Source organism: Waltera intestinalis, assembly GCF_009695995.1.
Lineage (GTDB): Bacteria > Bacillota > Clostridia > Lachnospirales > Lachnospiraceae > Acetatifactor > Acetatifactor intestinalis.
Genome location: NZ_VUMU01000017.1, coordinates 16,139 through 38,149, shown reverse-complemented (window position 1 = coordinate 38,149; position 22,011 = coordinate 16,139). Strand labels below are relative to the sequence as shown.

The window sequence follows — 22,011 nt, the reverse complement described above, 5'->3', positions numbered from 1 at the left end:
ATTCTGTCATTTTGCCTTTAGAAACCCTGCGGATCAACGTTCAATCTCATGCAGGAACAGCCCGCTTCGAAGCTTCGGCTCAAACCAGGTAGACTTCGGAGGCATCAGCCTCTCCGCATCCGCCACTGCAAAAAGCTCTGCAATAGATGTGGGATACATCGAGAACGCCACTTTCATGTCCGTATGTACTCTCCGTTCCAGTTCTCCCAGTCCCCGGATACCTCCGACGAAATCAATTCTCTTATCTGTCTTCGGATCCTTAATCCCCAAAATGGGATCTAACAGATAATTCTGCAAAAGCGATACATCCAGTCCCTCTACGGCATCCTCACTTTTTATTTCCTCTTTTGCGACAAGACTGTACCATTCATCCTCCAGATACATGCCAAACATGCCCTTCTTTGTGGGTCTGTAAGGAGTCTGTCCCATTTTCTCCACTGTGAAATGCTCTTTAATACGCGTAAGGAAAGCTGCTGCATCCAGTCCGTTCAGATCCTTCACTACACGATTGTAATCCAGGATCCGTAACTCTTCATCCGGGAAAATCACGGAAAGAAAATAATTAAATTCCTCTTCTCCTGTATAATCCGGATACTGCTCTCTCCTCTTCAGCCCCACCTTCACCGCAGAAGCACATCGATGATGCCCATCCGCAATATAGATTGCCGGGATCTTCCCAAAAGCCTTCTCGATCATCGCCACATCCACATCGTTATCAATCACCCACACACGATGCCCGATTCCATCCTCACTGACAAAATCATAGACCGGCGCCTGCTTTTTCATCTCTACGATTTTCTCCTTCAGCTCCTCCTTCGCCCGATACGCCAGGAAAATCGGTCCCGTCTGCATACTGCACGTATCCACATGACGAATACGGTCTTCCTCCTTGTCTGCCCTGGTATTCTCGTGCTTTTTGATCACATTGTTCCGATAATCATCAATCGATGCACAGCCTACCACCCCGGTCTGACTGTGTCCATCCATCGTCAGTTCATACAGATAGAAACATGGCGTCGGATCCTGTACAAATTTTCCTTCCAGAATTTTCTCACGAAGCATCTGATCCGCTTTCTCATACACACAGTCCGCATATGTGTCTACTTCCTCGCCAAACTGCGTCTCCGCCCGGTCAATCGCCAGAAAAGATTCCGGATTCTTCTTCACCACTTCACACGCTTCCGCCCTGTTATATACATCATAAGGAAGTGCCGCAATCCTCTCCTCCATCCCCTGACAGGGACGATATGCCCTAAATGGTCTAATCTGTGCCATACTCCTACCTCCTAATTTCTTCTACATATAAATTTATTTTACCAAATACCGTCTCATATCACAAGGTTATTTAAATAAGCAAGCAGCCCCGAATGGGTGTAAGAATAAGCAGGCCGTAAGCAGACGTCGGCACTTAGCGGGCGTATTCTGACCGCTTATGTGCCGTTACGCTCTGCGACAGAGCGAAAGCGTGCCGCGTTTCTTACCCCAGCCGAGGCTGTGGGGGTTTTATTTCTAATAATACCTACCCCAACTTATGGAACACAATACAGTTGGGCATATTGACCTTCATCGCCGGTCCATTCATGATCATCGTTCCATGCTCCAGATCAATATGGAAGAAAGTCATCGTATTACTTTCATGATTCAAAGACACCAGAAACTTATTATCCGGGAAGAACTCCGCATCCTTCGGATACTCACCGCTGACCGGCAGCAGGAAATTCTTCTTAAGCAATCCTGTCTTCTTATCCACATTAAATACAATGACTGAATTATCTCCCGCGATGGAGCTGAGCAGATAATTATAATCCAGGGAGAAACTGAATGCACTGGCACTGTTCGTATTGCCTCTGGTCAGCTTGATCAGCTCTACCGTCTGAATCTTCTCGAAAGTAGGATCATTATCATGGTCCACATACTCATAGACATCAATGTAACACTTCAGTTCATGCAGGATATAAATATATCTGCCATCCTCTGAAATCTTGATATGACGGGGTGCGGATTCCATCTCACTGCGGATGATATCCTCCAGCTTCACCTTACCCTTCTCTACATCAAAACGATACACATTGACATGATCCATTCCCTGGTCCGCTACCAGCAGATATTTGTTGTCATGCGTCATACGAGCACAGTTGATGTGGGGGCGGAAATTGCGCTCTGCCATACTGCCCAGTCCTTTATGGTAGATCTCGTCGGTGATCTCTCCGATGGAACCATCCTCCTTCAGACGGAGTACGGTCAGCTTACCGTCATGATAACCTGCCACAAACAGATACTGATCTGTGTAATCCGTAGATACATAACATCCTCTCATACCGTTGATCGGTGCGAAGTTGATCAGTTCCAGATCTCCGTCCGGCATGATCGTATAAGCCTCTACACCAAAATCCGTTATAGAATAAAGAAACTTTCCGTTATGGGAAATGGTCAGGTAAGAAGAGTTGGTGATCTCTACTTTATCTTTTTCCTTAAAACGACCGTTTTTCATATCCACATCATATATTCTGATACCGTGACTGTCCCCCTGTGTATAACTGGAAACATAGGCAACATATTTTCCCTTGTTCATGACCGGATCCTCCTTAGCATTCTATATCTTTTTATGTTTATAAATATAGCACAATTCTGAAAATTGTGAAACATTTTTCTGTAAAAATCCCGAAAAATACTCCTGTTTTTTCCCTGAGGTAAAGTTTATGTAAATCAGCCCGGAAAATGCAAAACTTCACATTGACTTTCCATGTATTTACGTATAATATTAATTCGACTTGCAAAAAATTTTCATTTAGGTTTTTCGATAATTTTTTGCAGGATTTTTTACATCAGGAAGGAAAAAATTGATGAAAAATGCTTTAGTCAATTTAGTGAACATTTCAAAATCATTTGACAATCAAATGGTTCTGGATGATCTCAATCTGTACATCCGCGAAAATGAGTTCCTGACACTGTTGGGACCCAGTGGCTGCGGAAAGACTACAACCCTCCGTATTCTGGGCGGTTTCGAGACTCCCGACAAAGGTCAGGTCATTTTCGAAGGCCGGGATATCACTAACCTTCCACCCAATAAGCGCAATCTGAATACTGTATTCCAAAAGTATGCCCTGTTCCCGCATATGACCATTGCAGAAAACATCGCGTTTGGGTTAAAGATCAGTGGTAAAAGTAAATCTTATATTAATGATAAAATTAAATACGCTCTGAAGTTAGTCAATCTGGATGGCTTTGAGAATCGTATGCCGGATTCCTTAAGCGGCGGTCAGCAGCAACGTATCGCCATCGCCCGTGCTATCGTGAACGAACCCAAGCTCCTGCTCTTAGACGAGCCTTTAGGCGCCCTGGATCTCAAGCTTCGCCAGGACATGCAGTATGAGCTGATCCGCTTGAAGAACGAGCTTGGCATTACCTTTATCTATGTCACCCATGACCAGGAAGAGGCTCTGACCATGTCCGATACCATCGTAGTCATGAACCAGGGGTATATCCAGCAGATCGGTACTCCCGAGAGCATCTATAATGAACCGGAAAATGCTTTCGTTGCCGATTTTATCGGTGACAGTAATATCATCGGTGCCACCATGATCAGAGATCGTCTGGTAGAAATCCTGGGTGCCCGTTTTGACTGTGTAGATACCGGTTTCGGTGAGAATAAGCCCGTAGATGTAGTCATCCGACCCGAGGACGTGGAACTGGTATCTCCGGAGGAAGGTATCCTCCAGGGTACCCTGATCCACTCTATCTTCAAGGGTGTTCATTATGAGATGGAAGTTATGGCAAATGGCTTTGAATGGCTGGTACATTCCACGAAGATGGTTCCCGTTGGTACCAAAGTCGGCATCAAGGTTGATCCTTTTAACATCCAGATCATGAAGAAGCCGGAATCTGAGGACGAGGAGGCCATTGGAGTCAATGAATAGAAAATTATTATCGCTCCCTTTTATCTTCTGGTCAGCCATGTTTGTCATCGTGCCTCTGTGCATGGTCTTCTACTATGGTCTGACCGATAAGAGCGGTGCATTTACATTTGATAATATTCTGGCGATTGCTACTGCCGAGCATTCCAAGGCTCTGTGGGAGGCATTAAAGTTATCTGTGATCAGCACTGTGATCTGCCTGCTTTTAGCATATCCTCTTGCCATGATCCTGTGTAACATGAATGTGAATCAGAATTCATTCCTGGTACTGATTTTCATTTTGCCCATGTGGATGAATTTTCTGCTTCGTACCCTGGCATGGCAGACTCTGCTTGAGAAGACCGGTGTGATCAACAGCATCCTCTCCGTCCTGCATCTGCCGTCGTTAAATATTATCAATACCCCCTATGCCATTGTACTGGGTATGGTATATAACTTTTTACCTTTTATGGTACTGCCTCTGTATAACGTGCTGGTCAAAATCGACAAGAATGTGATCAACGCCGCCTATGACCTGGGTGCCAACGGCATACAGACTTTCTTACGGATCATTTTTCCTTTAAGTCTGCCCGGCATGTTAAGCGGTATCACCATGGTGTTTGTCCCCGCCCTGACTACTTTCGTTATCAGCAAGATTCTGGGTGGCAGCAAGATCCTGCTCATCGGTAATGTCATCGAGCAGGAATTCACCCAGACCGGCAACTGGAATCTGGGAAGTGGTCTCTCCATCGTATTGATGCTGTTCATCATCTTCAATATGGTGATCTCTGTGATCACGGATAAAGAAGGGGAGGCGAACACATTATGATCAAAACAACTGCGCAAAAAATATATCTGGGACTGATTTTTATCTTTTTATACGCCCCCATTATTACCTTGATCGTACTCTCCTTCAATGCCAGTAAGACCCGTGCAAAATGGGGCGGTTTTACGACCAAGTGGTATGCGGCTTTGTTCCGGAACGAGCAGATCATGCAGGCTTTGTGGAATACACTGGCGCTGGCAATCTTATCTGCGCTGATTGCCACCCTCATAGGTTCGATCGCCTGCATCGCCATGCAATCCATGAAACGTACCAGCCGTGCTGTCCTCATGGGAATCACGAATATTCCAATGCTGAACGCGGAAATCGTTACCGGTATCTCCCTGATGCTTCTGTTCCTCAGCTTTGGTATAAAGTTTGGCTTCGGGACCATTCTGCTTGCACACATTACCTTTAATATTCCATATGTGATATTAAGCGTAATGCCCCGTATGAAGCAGCTGAACCCCAGCACCTATGAAGCAGCCCTCGACCTGGGCGCATCTCATACGTATGCCTTTTTCAAAGTGGTATTTCCGGATATCCTGCCGGGTATTTTGTCCGGTTTTCTGATGGCATTTACCATGTCACTGGATGACTTTATCATTACCCACTTTACCAAGGGTCCCGGTGTCGACACCCTGTCCACCAAGATCTATACGGAAGTAAAAAAAGGTATAAAACCGGAAATGTACGCACTATCCACCATTATATTCGTAACTGTATTGATTTTACTTTTGTTAGTAAACTACACACCCAAAGGAAAGAAAAAGAAATAACTTTTTCTACATATATTTTAGGAGGAAAATAAATGAAAAAATTTATTGCACTGTTTCTGTGCGGCATCCTTACCGCAACTGCTCTGACCGGCTGCGGATCCTCTTCCTCTGCCGGTGAAAACGGTGAAGTCATCGTCTACAACTGGGGAGAATATATCGATCCGGAGACTCTCACTATGTTTGAGGAAGAAACCGGTATCAAGGTGGTCTATGACGAATTTGAGACCAACGAGATCATGTATCCAAAGGTGGAAGCCGGTTCATCCGCTTATGATGTGGTATGTCCTTCCGATTACATGGTGCAGAAAATGATCGAGAATGATCTGATTCAGGAACTGGATTACGATAAGATTCCCAATGCCAAAGAAAACATCGGTGCCCAGTACTACGAGCAGGCTGCTGCTTACGATCCCGGTAACAAATATTGTGTTCCTTATTGCTGGGGAACTGTTGGAATCATCTACAATAAAACCATGGTAGATACTCCTCCCACCAAATGGGCAGACCTGTGGGATGAAAAATATGCTGATAATATTCTGATGATGGATTCTATTAAAGACAGCTTTATGGTTGCTCTGAAGAAAAACGGCTTCTCTTCTAACAGTCTGGACGAATCCGAGCTCCAGATAGCTACCAATGATCTCATCGCCCAGAAGCCTCTGGTACAGGCATATGTTGTAGATCAGGTACGTGACAAAATGATCGGCGGCGAGGCTGCGATCGGTGTAATGTTCTCCGGTGATGCCATTTATGTGATCGGGGAAAATCCGGATCTCGATTATGTCATTCCTGAGGAAGGTACAAATGTATGGATTGACGGCTGGGTTATTCCCAAGAATGCTCCTAACAAGGAAAATGCAGAGAAATTCATTGATTTCATGTGCCGTCCGGATGTAGCTCTGAAGAATTTCGAGTACATTACCTACGGTACCCCCAATACCGCTGCAAGAGAGCTGATCGAGGATGAGGACCTGAAGAACTCTCCCATCGCATTCCCGGATCTGACACAGTATAACAATCTGGAGACCTTCCTGTACCTCGGTGAGGATGGCGAAGAGCTTTTCAACAAATACTGGAAAGAAGTTATGTCCAATTAATTCTATATAAAGCAAATCAAAAGCCCTCAAGCTGTCAAAACAGCCTGGGGGCTTTTGATCTTCCCATATTTCAGGAATTCTGTTCACATCCGCAGGTCTCACATTTCCCATCATTTCTTCTGGAAAATGCCGGATCATCCACCGGTGTAAAATTCGGGAAATCCGGTCTTAGCGGTCTGCAGTCTCTGTCTTCACAGCACCCCGCATCTTCCAGGCGGCGGGCGCCGCAGGCATTCGAACTGCCACAGGAATTGTTGTTGCCACAGGAATTTCCACCACAAAATAGTAATAATAACAGAATGATACAGTTCATAGGATCCTCTACTTACCACTGTTTATTTACTATTCTATTCCGCTTTTTCCAGCTGGTGCCAGTCCATACACCTTTTGTGTTGTACCAATTCCTCTTTGATAAATTGAAAGGTTTTCTCTTCGCCCTGTTCTGCCAGCATTTCCAGCACATACAGAAGCTTTGCCTTTGTCTTAGGATGGATAGGTGCCTTATCTGTGCCCCGATAATAGTAATCTAACGGTGATCTGTCCGTATATTTGTCTCCCATGTAAACCTTACTGGCGGCGATCCGGTCCATAATCATCTCCGCAATATAACGATCCGGCATGGGTACCGGTGCCATTCCGCCCGGCAATGCCTGCATACTGTAATCAATCCAGTATTCGTAATGATGCTTGTTCCTGCCCTTGTGGTGCAGCCAGGCACTGGAATAACCGATATCCTCTCTCTCCGCGTTGTTGGGGCTGCGGTCACCCTGGTAATACTTTGCTCCTACCCAGAACTCTGTGGGGCTGTATTTCGACATATCGTGTAAAAGTCCCTGTTTATACAGACCTACCTTAAAGCAGCCCTTTGCCACCAGAACCTTATGGTGTGTGATCGTTTTAAAATGTTTCCAGATATTCATTTCGTTCTATCATCTTTCTTCAGAAGCTTCCGATTTCTTTTTCCGTCTCTTACCGGTACTTTTTCCCTTATCCTGTGATATTCCCATCACGCCTTCGTAGACGGCAATGCTCCTGGGGGCTACGGTCCTCGTCTGATCAGCCATCTGTTCTTCTCTCTCCTGCACTGTCAGGATATTCCCTGCTTCTTCCGTCGCTAAAACCAATTTCCATTCCATACCCTTCGGAAGCTTGGGAAATGCCAGTTTCTGAGGTTCCCAATGCATATTCATGGCAACATAGAGAAAAGAATCATCTGCACCTGCCTTGGTCTTTGCATATTTTCCGCAATACATCATTCCAACGTGCCTGTTATAACTCTCTGTCTGAGGTCTCCATGCATTTTGTCCGTGGTAGGACAGATCCGGATAACCACAGGATAACGTATCCAGGATCCGAAGCTCTTCCTCCGGATGCAGGATCGGATGTGCCTTACGGAAAGCGATCATCTGTTTCCAGAAAGCCAGCAGTCCGGCATTTTTCTCCTTATCCTGCCAGTTCAGCCAGGTAATTTTATTATCCTGACAGTAGGGATTGTTATTTCCCTGTTGGGAATTACCGAATTCGTCTCCCATGAAGATCAGCGGCGTGGACTGGGTCAATAACAACATACAAAATGCATTCTGTAACTGTTTTTGCCGGAGAGCCAGCACTTTTTTGCGTCGGGAGTTACCTTCCTCACCACAGTTCCAGCTGCAATTATAATCGTTACCGTCCCGGTTGCCCTCGCCGTTGGCTTCGTTATGCTTATGGTCATAAGACACCATATCCATCAGGGTAAATCCGTAATAATTAGACAGATAATGGATCCGTCCCATATTGGCGGGAATATGACGCATCTCGTACAATACTCCCGAAAGCATGTTATCATCGCCTTTTAAAAATCTACGCATGGTGTAAAGATAATCGTCCCGGTATTCCGCAAGATTCCGATACTCCGGCTTCTGTGCCGGATCGTAGAGCTTCGCTGCATCAAAATCGTAATACCAAAGCTTGGTGTCTGTCAGTGCAGGGTCTCCTGCCAGCGCCTGTGCCGGCACCTCTCCCATCAGATGAAACCCATCCACATGATAAGTTAATACCCAGAAGCGTAAAATATTCCCAATCTCTGTCACATCCATCCCTTTTGGGAAATAAAACTGTAAGATCACTTCCATCCTGCGCTTATGAAATTCCTTCACCAGTTGTCTGAATTCCAACGCTGCATCTTCTTCTGCCGCATAGGCAGCTTTTGGTGCATAATAAAAGCCCTCACGGTAGCCCCAGTAGTTTAATACCCGGTAACCGGGGAGTTCTCCACCATTTTCCCCTGCTGTGGCTACAATGTCTGCGGATGTCTTCGTGTTCACCTCTTCCGGAGTCTCATCAAATTCATAAACAGGCTGCAATTCCACCGTCGTGATGCCGATTTCCTGCAGATAATCCAGTTTCTCCGCAATTCCCGCAAAGGTGCCTCTGTGTGTCACCTTGGAGGAAGCATGCATGGTAAAGCCACGGACATGCATGCAATAACATACGCTCTCACGATAGGAAAGCATCGGATGTTCATCCTGCTCCCAGTCGAAATCCTCTCCGGGAAATACCGCAATGCGATTGACATTTTTTCGCATTTTCCCGTAAACAGGCTTACTTAAGAAGCCCCGCGCATGCAGATCCGGCACGATCCGTTCCTCTTCATAGAACTGATATCCGATCTGCTGTGGATCCAGTTCCAGGTATTTGCAGTAGACATTTCCCATCCGCTCTTCCCGGCGGAACGGGATTTTGTGTAATTTTTTACCGCTCTCTCTGTCATATAGGATAATGCCGCAATCCTTTTTTCCGGACGCATAAGCGAAACGTATCGCTCCGTCCTCCACATGAGCTCCTAACGGATAAGGCTTTATTGCATGCTTTTTTTCTGTCATTGCTACACTCCATCTTCTGGCTGATTTGTCTTTTTTCACTATTTTATTATAGTCGGTAACCTTAAGAAAAACAAGCATTGCAAGAATATCCGTAAACGGTTATAATAAGGAAACAAAATACTGTTACACCCAATAACATTTCACAGGAGGATTCCCATGGGTAAAAATGAAAGCTATGAAGATGAAGAAATGACCGTTGAGCTGGAGTTGGAAGATGGCACTGTCGTAAACTGTGCGGTCATCACCATTCTCACCGTAGAGGCTAAGGATTATATCGTGCTTCTGCCTCTGGATGAAGACGGCGAAAACGAAGACGGAGAAGTATGGTTCTACGGATATGCCGAGAATCCGGATGACCCGAATGAAGAGCCTGTTCTCGAATACATTGAAGATGATGATGTCTACGAAAAAGTTGCCGATGCTTTTGACGAGTATCTGGACAGTTGTGAATTCGATGAGATCATCGACGATAACGATTCAGAGGAATAAGGAATCTGGATGGGAACCTGGGGCGCTCTGCTGTGCCTGTAAGGCAGAGAAGTTCCAGGTCTTTTTTTGCCCTTGTCATAGCCACATAGAAGATACGGCGTTCCTCTTCAATGTGCTCAGGGTCCAGTCCGTTCCCATGGGGAAAATTCTTTTCATTGCAGTCTGGAATCCATACACTGTCAAACTCCAGTCCTTTCGAAGCATGTACCGTAAGCAGTCTTACCGCTCCGTCTGCCGCCTGCGCATTGTCTCCGGATTCCCGTGCCACACCTTTCCGCAGTTGTTCTCCGAAGGCCTCCTGTGCTTCCTGCCACTCTTTTGCTGTTTTAAAATGACCGGCTTCTTCCACAATATAGTTCAAAATTTCTTCCCATTCCTGTGTTTTCTCATTATTTTCAACATTTGCTCTCTGACGCAGATACCTTTCATATCCGCAAGCTTTGCATACAAAGATCACTGCAAGCTTTGGTTCTGCATTTTTTACAAATTCCATCTGACGTTTCCACAATCTGATCGCCTCACACGCTTTACGATTACAGTCTGCAGAATAATCATTGTTTTTCATGGAGTAATAATCTTCCAGTGCTTGCAATGAAACATGCTTTCCAAAAGCTTCCCTGGATATATTACGAAACGGTTTGTTGATCACTCTCAGAAAATCTATTCTCTCTGCAGTTCCTGCTGCAATACGCAGATATGACATAATATCCTGTACAATGAAGTGTTCATATATATTTCGTTTTTTTTCCTTCATAACATAGGGAATTCCTTCTCTGCCAAGTCTTGCCGCCACGCTCTGCATAGCCAGGTTTGTTCGGAACAATATTGCACAGGTCTCCTGTGTGGAACGTCCCTTCAGGCGATGTAATAAATATTGCATCTGCTCCGGTGCATCCCTGAATTCTTTTATTCTTACCCTGCAGGCGGTTCCTCTGTATGTTTCTTCCTTCCGCTGATTCAACTCGCTGGCTTCCAATATTTTAGGGAAGCGATCCAGGTTCTCATTGATCACCAGAAGGGAAGCCTCCACAATGTCCTGATGGCTACGGTAGTTGGTGCGAAGCAGTATCTGTGTTGCCGCAAATTCCCGTACAAACATCTGCATACAGGCCGGTCTGGCTCCACGAAAACTGTAAATTGCCTGGTCATCATCTCCCACTGCGAATACATTTTTATGTTTTTCCGCCAGCAACCGTACAATACAATACTGCCTATAGTTAATATCCTGAAATTCATCGATCAGAATATGTGAAAAACGTTTCTGCCAGTATTCCCTCTGTGGAGTATTATTTTGCAACAGTTCCTCACACTCTTTCAGCATATCATCAAAATCAACACCTCGGACTTTTGTCCTTGCAGACTCATATTCCCGATATATCTGAGGAAAGCAATTTTTCCATTCCTCCGGGATTTTTTCCAGTGTTTTTTCCTTTTCTCCGGTATTTTTGTAATACGCGATCGCATCCAGGAAGCTTTTGGCAATTTCCGCACTGCATTCTTTGTTCTTTTTTAAAATGGGATAAATCAGATTTAATTTTTGTCTTTCATTTAAGAGATTGCCCGGTTGTACTCTGCCCGACCGGAGCAGGATTTGATAAAAAATCGAATGAAATGTTCCGAAATTAACGGAACCGGCAAACGAAGAAGTCTGTGCAAAGCGCTGTTGCATAGAAAGTGCCGCTTCTCTGGTAAACGTAATCACCAGAATCTGTTCGGGAGCGACTTCTTTCTCATGAATCAGCCAGAGGATTCTCTTCGTAATAGTAAACGTCTTGCCGGAGCCGGGACCCGCCAATAATAAAAGCGGGCCCTCTCCGAAAGTTACAGCCTCCCTTTGGGAGGGATTGCAATCCGTAAGATTAAACATTCGCCTTCAGTAATTCAATACCTTTACGAATTCTGTTCAGGGATTCCTCTTTGCCCAGGACTTCCATGATCTCCGTAGCACCCGCAGGTGTCATCTGCTTGCCGGATACAGCAGTACGGATCGGCCACATCACATAACCGTTCTTGCAGCCTTTTTCCTCCACATATTTTACAAGAGCCTGATACAGCCCGTCATTGCTGTAATCCTCCTGTGCCTCCAGGATCGGAAGCAGGTCTTTTAATACCTCCAGAGAACTCTCTGCGGTAGTCTTCATCTTCTTATGTGTGTACATTGCCACATCATACTCCGGAAGTTCCTCGAAGAAATCTACCAGTCCGGCGATATCCGGGAATACTTCAATCCGGGTCTTTACCATGGCTGCGATCTTCTTAAGATCTAATGGCTTACTGATCGCTTTCTTAAGATAAGGTTCTGCCATCTCGTAGAATTTATCGAAGTCCATAGCTTTCAGGTACTCGCCGTTCATCCAGCGCAGTTTTACAATATCGAAGACTGCGGGAGACTTACTGATACGATGGTAATCAAACTCTTTGATCAGTTCATCAAGAGAGAAAATCTCGCGATTATCCTCCGGGCTCCATCCCAACAGTGCCACATAGTTGACGATTGCTTCGGTAATGAATCCCTGATCGATCAGATCCTCGAAGGAAGCATGTCCGCTTCTCTTAGACAGCTTTTTATGGTTCTCATCGGTGATCAGAGGCAGATGAATGTATACCGGTACCTGCCAGCCGAAAGCATCATACAGACGCACATACTTCGGGGAGGAGGACAGATATTCGTTGCCTCGTACTACATGAGTGATATTCATGGTATGGTCATCTACCACGTTAGCAAAATTGTAAGTTGGATAGCCGTCGGATTTGATCAGGATCATATCATCCAGTTGGGAATTATCTACGGTAATGTCTCCGTATAACTCATCATGGAATGTTGTAGTTCCTTCCTTTGGATTATTCTGACGGATGACAAAAGGCTTGCCTGCAGCAAGATTTGCCTCGATCTCTTCCTTGGGCAGAGACAGGCAGTGTTTGTCGTATACGGTGATCTCCTTGCCGTCCACCACCTCGGTCCTCAGGGAAGCCAGTCTCTCCTTATCACAGAAGCAATAATATGCCTCGCCCTTATCGATCAGCTCCTTGGCATATTTCATATAGATACCGGTCTTCATACGCTCACTCTGTACGTAAGGACCGTAGCCGCCGTCCTTATCGGGTCCCTCATCATGTACCAGTCCGGTCTTCTCCAGGGTACGGTAGATGATCTCGGTAGCTCCTTCCACATAGCGCTCCTGGTCGGTATCTTCGATACGGAGCATGAAATCTCCACCGGCATGCTTTGCAATCAAAAATTCATATAATGCGGACCGCAGATTACCTACATGCATTTTACCGGTAGGGCTGGGTGCGTATCTTGTTCTGATCTTTGTCATTTTCTCCTCATTTCCGCAGGGAATCTGTGCATATCCGGGCTACGGTCTTCCGGCATACATTTTCCTGCTTATATATTCCTGTCCACCATCTCTCGGGCAGACTACTTTCTTATTCTACCGCCTTTTTTCAAAAACTGCAACAGTTAAGACGTTGATTTCGGATGGGGAAGATTCCATCTGTAATGTGCAGCCAGGAAACGGATCGCCATGACAATGAAAGCTCCGATAAATACCGCCGGCAGTCTTCCCCACTCTCGGTAGATCTCCACACAGCCCAGTGCTCCCACGAGGGATGCACAGGCATAAATATGTTTCACGAAGATGTAGGGTTCCTCTCCCGCCATCATGTCACGCATCAGACCGCCTCCCACACCGGTGAGCATACCGATAAATACCAACAAAAAGGTATTGTCCGGATACCCGTTGTCAATGCCAGACATCACTCCCAGAGAGGTAAAAATGCCAAGCCCGATGGAGTCCATGACTAACATAGCCTTGTCATAAAAGGTTCCCAGTCTGCCGCTTAATAGATCATGTTTGATATAAAGCAGTACAAAAATAGCCAGTGCTGTGGCTACCGAGACACCAACATACACCGGTTTCTCCAGTGCTGAAGGTAATTTTCCAAGGATTACATCCCTGGTCATACCTCCTCCCACTGCCGTCACCACGCCCAACACGCAGATCCCGAAAATATCCATTCGTTTTCGGATCCCCACCATGGCACCTGACGCGGCAAAAGCGATGGTTCCTAAGATTTCCATGAAAAAAATAATGCTATCCTGAATGTTCATAATCTGTTTCTCCCAAAAGTTCTCCACGATATTTTATAGTATCTTTGTTAAAATAACAATAGCTAATTTACATACAGCAAAAAGGAACCATCACGCTTCTGTGATGATTCCCTTTCCCGACAAAATTTCTGTCCTATGTTTATTTTTTTTCCAGTTCCACCATTTCCTGATCCACACTTTCATCAGGTACTTTCTTCTCTGCCTCGTTCTTGAACTTGTCCACGGCTTTGGCCGCTACAGGGATAGCAATGTTGGTGCCGGCTCCGGCGATGCATCCTCCGGGGCATGCCATACCCTCGATCAGGCAGCCGTTCATCTTACCGGCCTTAGCAAGGAGCAGAGCTTTCTTACATTCCGCCAGACTTTCCGCATGCTGGATATTTACCGGCGTGCCAGGATAATACTTTTCGATACACTCCTTGATAGCATTGGCAACGCCACCTGCCACGCCGTAACCTCTTCCGGCAGCGGTAGCATCCTTCATCTCATCCATTGCTTTGATCTCATCCAGCAGGATTCCCTTAGCTTCGAACATACCGGTCAATTCCTCGAAAGTGATAACAAAATCCACATCAGAGCGGACGGTACGTCTGCTGGCTTCCAGCTTCTTGGAAGCGCAGGGGCCAATGAATACTACGGAAGCATCCGGATGCTCCTGCTTGATCAGACGGGCTGTTGCAACCATAGGGGTCAATTCATTACTGATCTTATCGATGGTCTCAGGGAACAGATTCTTCGCCATCACAGACCAGGAAGGGCAACAGGAAGTCAGCGCAAACTGCTGCTTACCGGTAGCAACCTCCTTCACATAATGTTCCGCTTCCGCCATACATCCCATGTCAGCGCCCAACGCTGTCTCATAGACATCCGCAAAACCCAGTTCTTTCAAAGCTGTCTTGAACATCTCCGGTGTCACCTTCGGACCGAACTGTCCGGCAAATGCCGGTGCCACCTGAGCTATGATCTTCCGTCCGGACTGCATGGCACGGATCAGCTGGAAGATCTGTGACTTGTCAGCAATCGCTCCGAAGGGACAGCTTACCATACACTGACCACAGGATACACATTTTTCATTGTCGATCACAGCTCTTCCCACATGGTCAGATGTGATGGCTCCAATACCGCAGGCAGCCTTACAGGGACGCTCTTTATGACAAATTGCATCATAAGGGCAGATTTCACGGCATTTTCCGCACTTGATGCATTTCTCCTGATCAATAACAGACTTGCCGTTTTTCATAGAGATCGCGCCCTTGGGACAGACACTCTGACAGGGATGTGCCAGGCATCCCATGCATGAGCTGGTCACCTCATAACGGTTCTCCGGGCAGGCATTACACGCCGACGGAATGACCTGCATCAGAGGTGGTTCGTAATATTTTTCATCAATATTACTCTCCTCCAGACCCTGTGTCAGATGGCCGGGATGTTCACGATTCTCCGGGCGTAAACTCATACCCATGGCCAGACGGATGCGCTCACGGATGATCGCTCTGTCACGATAAACGCTCTCCCAGAACTCCGACTCTTCATAGTCTACGATCTTATAAGGCAGCGCCTCCATATCATCTTTCAGATTCGTGGAATTGTAAGCCAGATTAGCCACTTCCTTAAATACCCTTCTTCTCCGCTGTCTTACCGGAGTATCGATCCCTCTCATGCTGCTCATATCACATTACCGCCTTTTGATATTTTTTTAACATACTAATCATATTAAACCATACCGCACCTGTAAATGCAAGAAAAATCACAATAAAAATAGGATCCTTCACTGTTTTTTGTGAAAGACCCCATCCTTGAATTTTTAATCTTTTACTTCATAACGACTCTCTTGAAGTTTTTCTTACCTCTGCGGACTACCAGACCCTCTCCGTCAAACTGCTCGGGAGCGTAAGTCGTCTTAATATCGGTGACCTTCTCATCTGCTACGACAACACCGCCCTGTTCTACAGCACGTCTTGCTTCGTTGCGGGATGCGGACAGTCCGGATTTCACCAGAACACCGAGAATATCAATCTTACCATCGGTAAAGTCTGCCTCTGTCAGCTCACAGGTAGGCATTTCTGCGGCGTTGCCACCGGTAAACAGTGCTCTCGCACTCTCCTGTGCCTTCTTAGCCTCTTCCTCGCCGTGTACCAGATTGGTCAGCTCGTATGCCAGAATCTCCTTCGCCTGATTTAACTGGCTGCCTTCCCATTTGTCCATCTCATCGATCTGTTCCATAGGCAGGAAGGTCAGCATGCGCAGGCACTTCAGGACATCAGCGTCTGATACGTTTCTCCAGTACTGGTAGAACTCGAAAGGAGTAGTCTTGTTGGGATCCAGCCATACGGCACCCTTCTGGGTCTTGCCCATCTTCTTACCCTCGGAATTTAACAGCAGTGTGATGGTCATGGCATAAGCATCCTTGCCCAGCTTTCTGCGGATCAGCTCGGTACCGCCTAACATATTGCTCCACTGATCGTCACCGCCGAACTGCATATTACAGCCGTATTTCTGATATAAGGTCAGGAAGTCAAAGCTCTGCATGATCATGTAGTTGAATTCAAGAAAGCTTAAGCCCTTCTCCATTCTCTGCTTGTAACACTCTGCAGTCAGCATACGGTTAACACTGAAATGCGCTCCCACATCTCTTAACAGTTCCACATAGTTCAGGTTCAGCAGCCAGTCCGCATTATTGACCATCAGTGCCTTACCATCGCTGAAATCAATAAAACGACTCATCTGCTTCTTGAAGCAGTCTACATTATGCTGAATGGTCTCCTTGGTCATCATGGTGCGCATGTCACTTCTGCCGGAAGGATCACCGATCATTGCGGTACCACCGCCGATCAGAGCGATCGGCTTGTTACCTGCCATCTGCATTCTCTTCATCAGGCACAGTGCCATGAAATGTCCTACATGAAGGCTGTCTGCGGTAGGATCAAAACCGATGTAGAAGGTAGCCTTTCCGTTATTGATCAGTTCCTTGATCTCCTCTTCATCTGTCAGCTGTGCCAATAGTCCTCTTGCTTTTAATTCATCAAATACTGTCATTTTCTCTTCTCCTTTTTGTGCTCTTTTTACCCTGTATGCCTTTTTTACATTTTAGGGGATTCGGCTCAAAAGGCACTAAAAAAGCCCGCCCCTTTTTTCAAAAGGACGAGCTTGATCACTCGTGTTACCACCTAATGTTCCCGCCAGACTCACATCTGACAGCTCAGTAAGTATCTATCAATACTTCGGCCGATATCGGTGCCTACCGTCCTGATCTACTCGTTCGGGATCCTCTTATAAAATCTTCTGATCCTTCTCTTTCCACCGGCTGCTCCGGGATGTATTCCTGCTCTGCTTCTGTGCGCCTCTCACCTGCCGGCTGCTCTCTGTCAGAAGTGGAGGAACAGTACTTCTTCCCTTCATCGCATTCTTCTTATCCTATGTTTGCGTTAAACATGAGCTTATTATAGCCAGTTTGCGTTTTTCTGTCAACACCAAAAATACGATTTATTCTTCCGGCCAGGGCAGGTGGGATACTTCCAGCTTCTTGTCACGAAGCATCAATTCTTTTACCGCCTGATCCGCGGGCTTACCATCAAAGAGCACTTCATTTACCTGCTCAATAATAGGCAGCTGAACATCATATTTTTTCGACAGTTCCATGGCCGCTTTAGCGGAATACACGCCCTCTACCACCATCTGTACTTCCTTCATGGCTTCCTCGTAGGTCTTGCCCTGCCCGATCAGGATACCGGCACGACGGTTACGGGAATGCATGCTGGCGCAGGTCACGATCAGATCTCCGATACCGGTCAGACCGCAGAAGGTCTCGAAATTACCACCCATGGCAGTACCAAGTCTGGCAATCTCAGTAATACCTCTGGTGATCAGAGCTGCCTTCGTATTGTCTCCGTAGCCCAATCCGTCGGCAATACCGGCAGCCAGTGCTACTACATTTTTCAAGGCACCACCCAGTTCAATACCCAGTACATCCGGGCTGGTATAGACACGGAACACCTCGTTCATAAACAGATTCTGCACATATTCCGCACAGCTTTTACTCTTTGAACCCGCTACGATCGTCGTGGGGATACCACGGCTGACTTCCTCCGCATGGGTAGGCCCGGACAGTACCGTTACCTGTGCCTGGGGGATCTCATCTTCGATGATCTGTGCCTGGGTCATCAGGGTATGCTCCTCGATTCCTTTGGAGACACTGACGATCCTCTGTCCCTTCGCCACCAGCGGGCTGATGCGGTGTGCCGTGCTTCTGGTGTAGGAGCTTGCCACTGCCATAACTAACAGGTCCTTACCCTCAATCGCAGATTTATCATCTGTAGTAAAGATCATATCCTCCGAAAGCTTTACTCCCGGCAGCATCTTGTGCTCATGCTTCTCCTGAAGCATCTGAATCTCTGCGGGAACCGCAGACCATACCGTCACTTCATGTCCGTTCTTATGTAATACCACTGACAGGCCGATACCCCAGCTTCCGCCACCCAATATACATACTTTTGCCATAGCTTATTTATCCTCCCCGGATATTTCCGTCTGCTCTTCTGCAGCCTTTTTCTTGAACAGATAGGTCTTCCTCTCATTCCCATGGATCAGGCGGACAATATTCTGTCTGTGCTTCCAATATGCCATAACAGTGAGAAATGCAGTAATTGCATACATTTCATACAGTTGTGACTGTGGCATGGCACCGAACAGTCCCATCTGTCCGCAGACTACCATCTGGATCATAAATCCGGCATATACCAGCAGTGATCCCAGCGACACATAATGTGTGGTCAGAAATGCGCCGAAAAACAGTACCACACCCATTACGATAAAATAAGGGTGAAAAGACAGGATTAGTCCTGCGGTGGCAGCAATACCCTTTCCGCCCTTAAATCCCATATAAAACGGAAAGTTGTGTCCGATGATGGATCCTGCGCCGGTATACAGGCACAGCAGATAAATATTCTCCGGATGTCCGGTACTGAATAAAGCTCTGGTGATGCATACGGCGATGATACATTTTAAACAGTCTCCCGCAAACACGATCAGTCCCGCCTTCGTTCCCAGTACTCTTAAGGCATTGGTGGTACCGGCATTGCCGCTTCCGTACTTACGGATATCGATTCCCTTTGTCTTGCCATAAAAATATGAAGTCTGAAACAGTCCAAATACATAGCCGATGAATAAACAGATAACACGTTCCATTATTGATCTTTTTCCTTTCGTTCTCTGATGATAAACCGGAGGGGAGTACCCTTGAAGCCAAAGGTCTCCCGGATCTGATTCTCAATATATCTGGTATAGGAGAAATGCATCAGTTCCTTATCATTTACGAAAATAACAAAAGTAGGGGGTTTTACCGCTACCTGGGTAATGTAGTACAGACGAAGTCTCTTACCCTTATCGGAAGGGGGCTGCTGCATGGCTACAGCCTCTGCCATGATCTCATTCAGCACGCCGGTTGCCACACGCATGGCATGGTTCTCGCTGACGATATCGATGGTCTCGAACAGCTTGGGCAGTCTCTGACCCGTCTTCGCAGAGACGAACAAAAGCTCCGCATACGGCATGAAGGACAAAGTATTGCGCACCTTTTCCGTAAATTTGTAAATAGTCTTGTCGTCTTTTTCGATAGCATCCCACTTATTCACAACGATGATCGTAGCCTTGCCTCTCTCATGTGCGATTCCGGCGATCTTCGCATCCTGCTCCGTAACGCCTTCTTCCGCATCGATCATCAGTACCACGACCTCCGCACGCTCCACGGCACTGACAGTACGGACGATCATGTAACGCTCCAGTTCTTCCTTGATCTTATTCTTACGTCGGAGTCCCGCAGTATCAATGAAGACATATTCCTTGCCGTTATAAGTGATCTCAGTGTCCACCGCGTCTCTGGTAGTACCTGCGATATCGGATACGATCAGTCGATTCTCACCCAGCAGCTTATTGATCAGGGAAGACTTCCCTACGTTAGGTTTACCGACGATAGCCACACGGGTGCGGTCATCCTCTTCTTCCTCCGCCTGCTCCTTATCAAAATATTCCGTGACAGCTTCTAACATGTCACCGATTCCCAAGCGGTTCACCGCAGAGATCGGATGGGGATCACCGATACCCAGATTATAGAATTCGTAAACATCCGCCATATACTTTTGGAAACTGTCTACCTTGTTGACTACCAGTACCACCGGTTTGTGGGAGCGGCGCAACATGTCCGCCACCTTAGAATCAGCGTCCACCAGCCCTTGCTTTACATCTACCAGGAAAATGATCACATCCGCCGTCTCCATGGCGATCTCTGCCTGTTCACGCATCTGGGATAGGATCACATCCTTGCTGTCCGGTTCGATACCGCCGGTGTCGATCAGCGTAAATGTCATATCCAGCCAATGGATATCCGCATAAATACGGTCTCTGGTAATACCGGGCGTATCTTTTACGATAGATATATTTTCGCCAGCCAATGCATTGAACAGGGTGGATTTACCTACATTTGGGCGTCCCACCACCGCAACGATGGGCTTGGATTTTCTCTTTGCCATAATTTCCTCCATTTTTACTTCTGATATCTTAGTTCTGCCCGGAACCATCGATTCCAAGCAAAGCGTCCACAAGATCATATCCGCTTGATTTTACAATATTCACGGGCACTTGTAAAGACTTTTCCAGTTCAGGCACCGTTACATCATCCAGGAACAGATCCGCTCCGCTACGCAGTACATTTCTGGGCAGATATAAGGTATCTCCCAGTTTTTTTCCCTTTAACTGTTTTTCAATATCCCCGCCGGTCAAAAGTCCGGACACAGTGATCATCTCTCCGAAAAATTCATTTACGATCTCATATACATGAATCTGCAGTCCCGGATATTCCTGCATCACTTCTTCTGACATTCTCTTTAAATAAGGAAATGCAAGCTTTCCCGTTGCCAGGGAGATTTCTCTGGTGCCTTCCCATGGAAGACCTGCGCCTGACTGTTTTTCTGCAATTCTCCTCTCAAGTCCGTCATGGAATTCATCTAATAGCAGTCGTATCATACCTACACCGTTTTCCAGTTGGAGATAACCATCATAGCGTTCCTCTTCAGGCACTTCTCTTCCCGCCAGAATATACCACTCATCACTGGCCTGGATAAAATGTGTTCCATACTTTTCCATACAGATCTTCTGATATTTCTCGATCAGATCTATGACTTCTCCTGCATCCTGCGCGTTAAAAGGTTCTAACGGATACAGCCCGTCACGGTATTTAGACAGTCCTACCGGCACCACAGAGACACTTTCCACATTCGGAAGGTACTCCATCAGCTTCTGAATACTGAATTCCAGCTCTTTCCCATCATTTACCCCTTTGCAGAGTACGATCTGTCCGTTCATCCGGATTCCGGCTTCATTCAGGATATCCACCTTTTTCAGTGCCTCCCCGGCGAAACGGTTATTCAGCATCTTACAGCGCAGATCCGGGTTCATGGTCTGGAAGGAAATATTGATGGGTGACAGATGATATCTGCAGATTCTGTCGATATCATGGTCTGACATATTTGTCAGTGTCACATAATTTCCTTGCAAAAAAGACAGACGGGAATCGTCATCCTTAAAATACAGGGTATCCCGCATGCCCTTCGGCATCTGATCGATAAAGCAGAAAATACATTTATTATGGCAATGTCGGTATTCGTCCATCAGACCGTTTTCAAATTCAATGCCCAGATCCTCGTCGAATTCCTTGTCGATCTCTAAGAGCCACTGCTCTCCGTCCGCTTTTTCCACAAGCATTTCAATATACGTATCCTGGGTGAGAAACTGATAATCAAAAATATCCTCGATTTCCGTGTTATCTATGGCAAGTACTTTATCTCCGGGAGTGATCTCCAGTTCCTCTGCAATACTGCCCGGTTTTATTGTTTTTACAATATGTTCTTTTTTCTTCATTTAATTCACCTGACTAACTTTCTTCTATCCCATTGTACAAG

Annotated in this window: 19 protein-coding genes and 1 other annotated feature; of the genes, 5 read left to right on the top strand and 14 right to left on the bottom strand. The window is 46.3% G+C overall.

Annotation, left to right across the window (positions count from 1 at the left end):
* Window positions 1-33: 33 nt before the first annotated feature.
* A complete protein-coding gene (locus tag FYJ59_RS12015; RefSeq protein WP_154497677.1) occupies window positions 34-1,275 on the bottom strand; it encodes a DUF1015 domain-containing protein in 1,242 nt (413 codons plus the stop codon).
* A gap of 244 nt (window positions 1,276-1,519) precedes the next feature.
* Window positions 1,520-2,572, bottom strand: coding sequence for a lactonase family protein (locus tag FYJ59_RS12010; RefSeq protein ID WP_154497675.1), 1,053 nt, complete (start codon window positions 2,570-2,572; stop codon window positions 1,520-1,522).
* Between the two features lie 271 nt (window positions 2,573-2,843).
* Between FYJ59_RS12010 and FYJ59_RS12005 the strand changes: the two genes are divergently transcribed.
* The 4 genes from FYJ59_RS12005 to FYJ59_RS11990 are packed head-to-tail and all read left to right on the top strand — an operon-like array spanning window position 2,844 to window position 6,592.
* Window positions 2,844-3,917 (top strand): ABC transporter ATP-binding protein, encoded by a 1,074-nt coding sequence (locus FYJ59_RS12005; RefSeq protein WP_154497672.1) that lies wholly within the window; start codon window positions 2,844-2,846, stop codon window positions 3,915-3,917.
* Entirely contained in the window at window positions 3,910-4,722 is an 813-nt protein-coding gene (locus FYJ59_RS12000; protein ID WP_154497669.1) for an ABC transporter permease, read from the top strand. Before FYJ59_RS12005 ends, FYJ59_RS12000 begins: the two co-directional genes overlap by 8 nt.
* Window positions 4,719-5,495 (top strand): ABC transporter permease, encoded by a 777-nt coding sequence (locus tag FYJ59_RS11995; protein WP_154497666.1) that lies wholly within the window; start codon window positions 4,719-4,721, stop codon window positions 5,493-5,495. Before FYJ59_RS12000 ends, FYJ59_RS11995 begins: the two co-directional genes overlap by 4 nt.
* A 32-nt stretch (window positions 5,496-5,527) precedes the next feature.
* Window positions 5,528-6,592: an ABC transporter substrate-binding protein gene (locus tag FYJ59_RS11990; RefSeq protein ID WP_118547600.1), complete on the top strand. Its 1,065-nt coding sequence runs from the start codon at window positions 5,528-5,530 to the stop codon at window positions 6,590-6,592.
* Between the two features lie 70 nt (window positions 6,593-6,662).
* Here FYJ59_RS11990 and FYJ59_RS11985 read toward each other — a convergent pair whose 3' ends face one another.
* Genes FYJ59_RS11985 through FYJ59_RS11975 form a run of 3 tightly spaced genes read right to left on the bottom strand, consistent with a single transcriptional unit; the run spans window position 6,663 to window position 9,456 of the window.
* Window positions 6,663-6,905 (bottom strand): hypothetical protein, encoded by a 243-nt coding sequence (locus FYJ59_RS11985; RefSeq protein WP_022153141.1) that lies wholly within the window; start codon window positions 6,903-6,905, stop codon window positions 6,663-6,665.
* 34 nt (window positions 6,906-6,939) lie between these two features.
* Window positions 6,940-7,512, bottom strand: a complete 573-nt coding sequence (locus tag FYJ59_RS11980; RefSeq protein WP_022153142.1) for a DUF5662 family protein — start codon at window positions 7,510-7,512, stop codon at window positions 6,940-6,942.
* Window positions 7,513-7,521: 9 nt separating this feature from the next.
* Window positions 7,522-9,456: an alpha-amylase family glycosyl hydrolase gene (locus FYJ59_RS11975; protein ID WP_205839539.1), complete on the bottom strand. Its 1,935-nt coding sequence runs from the start codon at window positions 9,454-9,456 to the stop codon at window positions 7,522-7,524.
* Between the two features lie 156 nt (window positions 9,457-9,612).
* Between FYJ59_RS11975 and FYJ59_RS11970 the strand changes: the two genes are divergently transcribed.
* Window positions 9,613-9,945 (top strand): DUF1292 domain-containing protein, encoded by a 333-nt coding sequence (locus FYJ59_RS11970; protein ID WP_022153144.1) that lies wholly within the window; start codon window positions 9,613-9,615, stop codon window positions 9,943-9,945.
* On the opposite strand, the gene FYJ59_RS11965 is transcribed toward FYJ59_RS11970, so the two are convergent.
* From FYJ59_RS11965 to FYJ59_RS11925, 9 genes are all read right to left on the bottom strand, one after another.
* Window positions 9,917-11,812: an ATP-dependent helicase gene (locus FYJ59_RS11965; RefSeq protein WP_154497660.1), complete on the bottom strand. Its 1,896-nt coding sequence runs from the start codon at window positions 11,810-11,812 to the stop codon at window positions 9,917-9,919. The two genes, FYJ59_RS11970 and FYJ59_RS11965, sit on opposite strands and share 29 nt — an antisense overlap.
* Window positions 11,805-13,265 (bottom strand): glutamate--tRNA ligase, encoded by a 1,461-nt coding sequence (gltX, locus tag FYJ59_RS11960; protein ID WP_154497657.1) that lies wholly within the window; start codon window positions 13,263-13,265, stop codon window positions 11,805-11,807. Before gltX ends, FYJ59_RS11965 begins: the two co-directional genes overlap by 8 nt.
* A 143-nt stretch (window positions 13,266-13,408) precedes the next feature.
* Window positions 13,409-14,059, bottom strand: a complete 651-nt coding sequence (locus tag FYJ59_RS11955) for a trimeric intracellular cation channel family protein (protein ID WP_154497654.1) — start codon at window positions 14,057-14,059, stop codon at window positions 13,409-13,411.
* A 139-nt stretch (window positions 14,060-14,198) separates the two neighbouring features.
* Entirely contained in the window at window positions 14,199-15,719 is a 1,521-nt protein-coding gene (locus tag FYJ59_RS11950) for a 4Fe-4S dicluster domain-containing protein (RefSeq protein WP_154497746.1), read from the bottom strand.
* Window positions 15,720-15,871: 152 nt separating this feature from the next.
* Window positions 15,872-17,095: a tyrosine--tRNA ligase gene (tyrS, locus tag FYJ59_RS11945; protein WP_154497651.1), complete on the bottom strand. Its 1,224-nt coding sequence runs from the start codon at window positions 17,093-17,095 to the stop codon at window positions 15,872-15,874.
* Between the two features lie 98 nt (window positions 17,096-17,193).
* Window positions 17,194-17,467 (bottom strand) — a binding site (T-box leader).
* Between the two features lie 75 nt (window positions 17,468-17,542).
* Window positions 17,543-18,556: an NAD(P)H-dependent glycerol-3-phosphate dehydrogenase gene (locus tag FYJ59_RS11940; RefSeq protein WP_154497648.1), complete on the bottom strand. Its 1,014-nt coding sequence runs from the start codon at window positions 18,554-18,556 to the stop codon at window positions 17,543-17,545.
* Between the two features lie 3 nt (window positions 18,557-18,559).
* Window positions 18,560-19,243 carry a glycerol-3-phosphate 1-O-acyltransferase PlsY gene (plsY, locus tag FYJ59_RS11935; RefSeq protein ID WP_154497645.1) on the bottom strand — a complete coding sequence of 228 codons (684 nt, stop codon included), beginning with the start codon at window positions 19,241-19,243 and terminating at the stop codon, window positions 18,560-18,562.
* On the bottom strand, window positions 19,243-20,583 hold the full coding sequence (der, locus tag FYJ59_RS11930; protein ID WP_118547893.1) for a ribosome biogenesis GTPase Der: 1,341 nt from the start codon (window positions 20,581-20,583) through the stop codon (window positions 19,243-19,245). The genes plsY and der overlap by 1 nt, the downstream gene beginning before the upstream one ends.
* 28 nt (window positions 20,584-20,611) lie before the next feature.
* Window positions 20,612-21,970, bottom strand: a complete 1,359-nt coding sequence (locus FYJ59_RS11925; RefSeq protein ID WP_154497636.1) for a DUF512 domain-containing protein — start codon at window positions 21,968-21,970, stop codon at window positions 20,612-20,614.
* Window positions 21,971-22,011 lie beyond the last annotated feature (41 nt).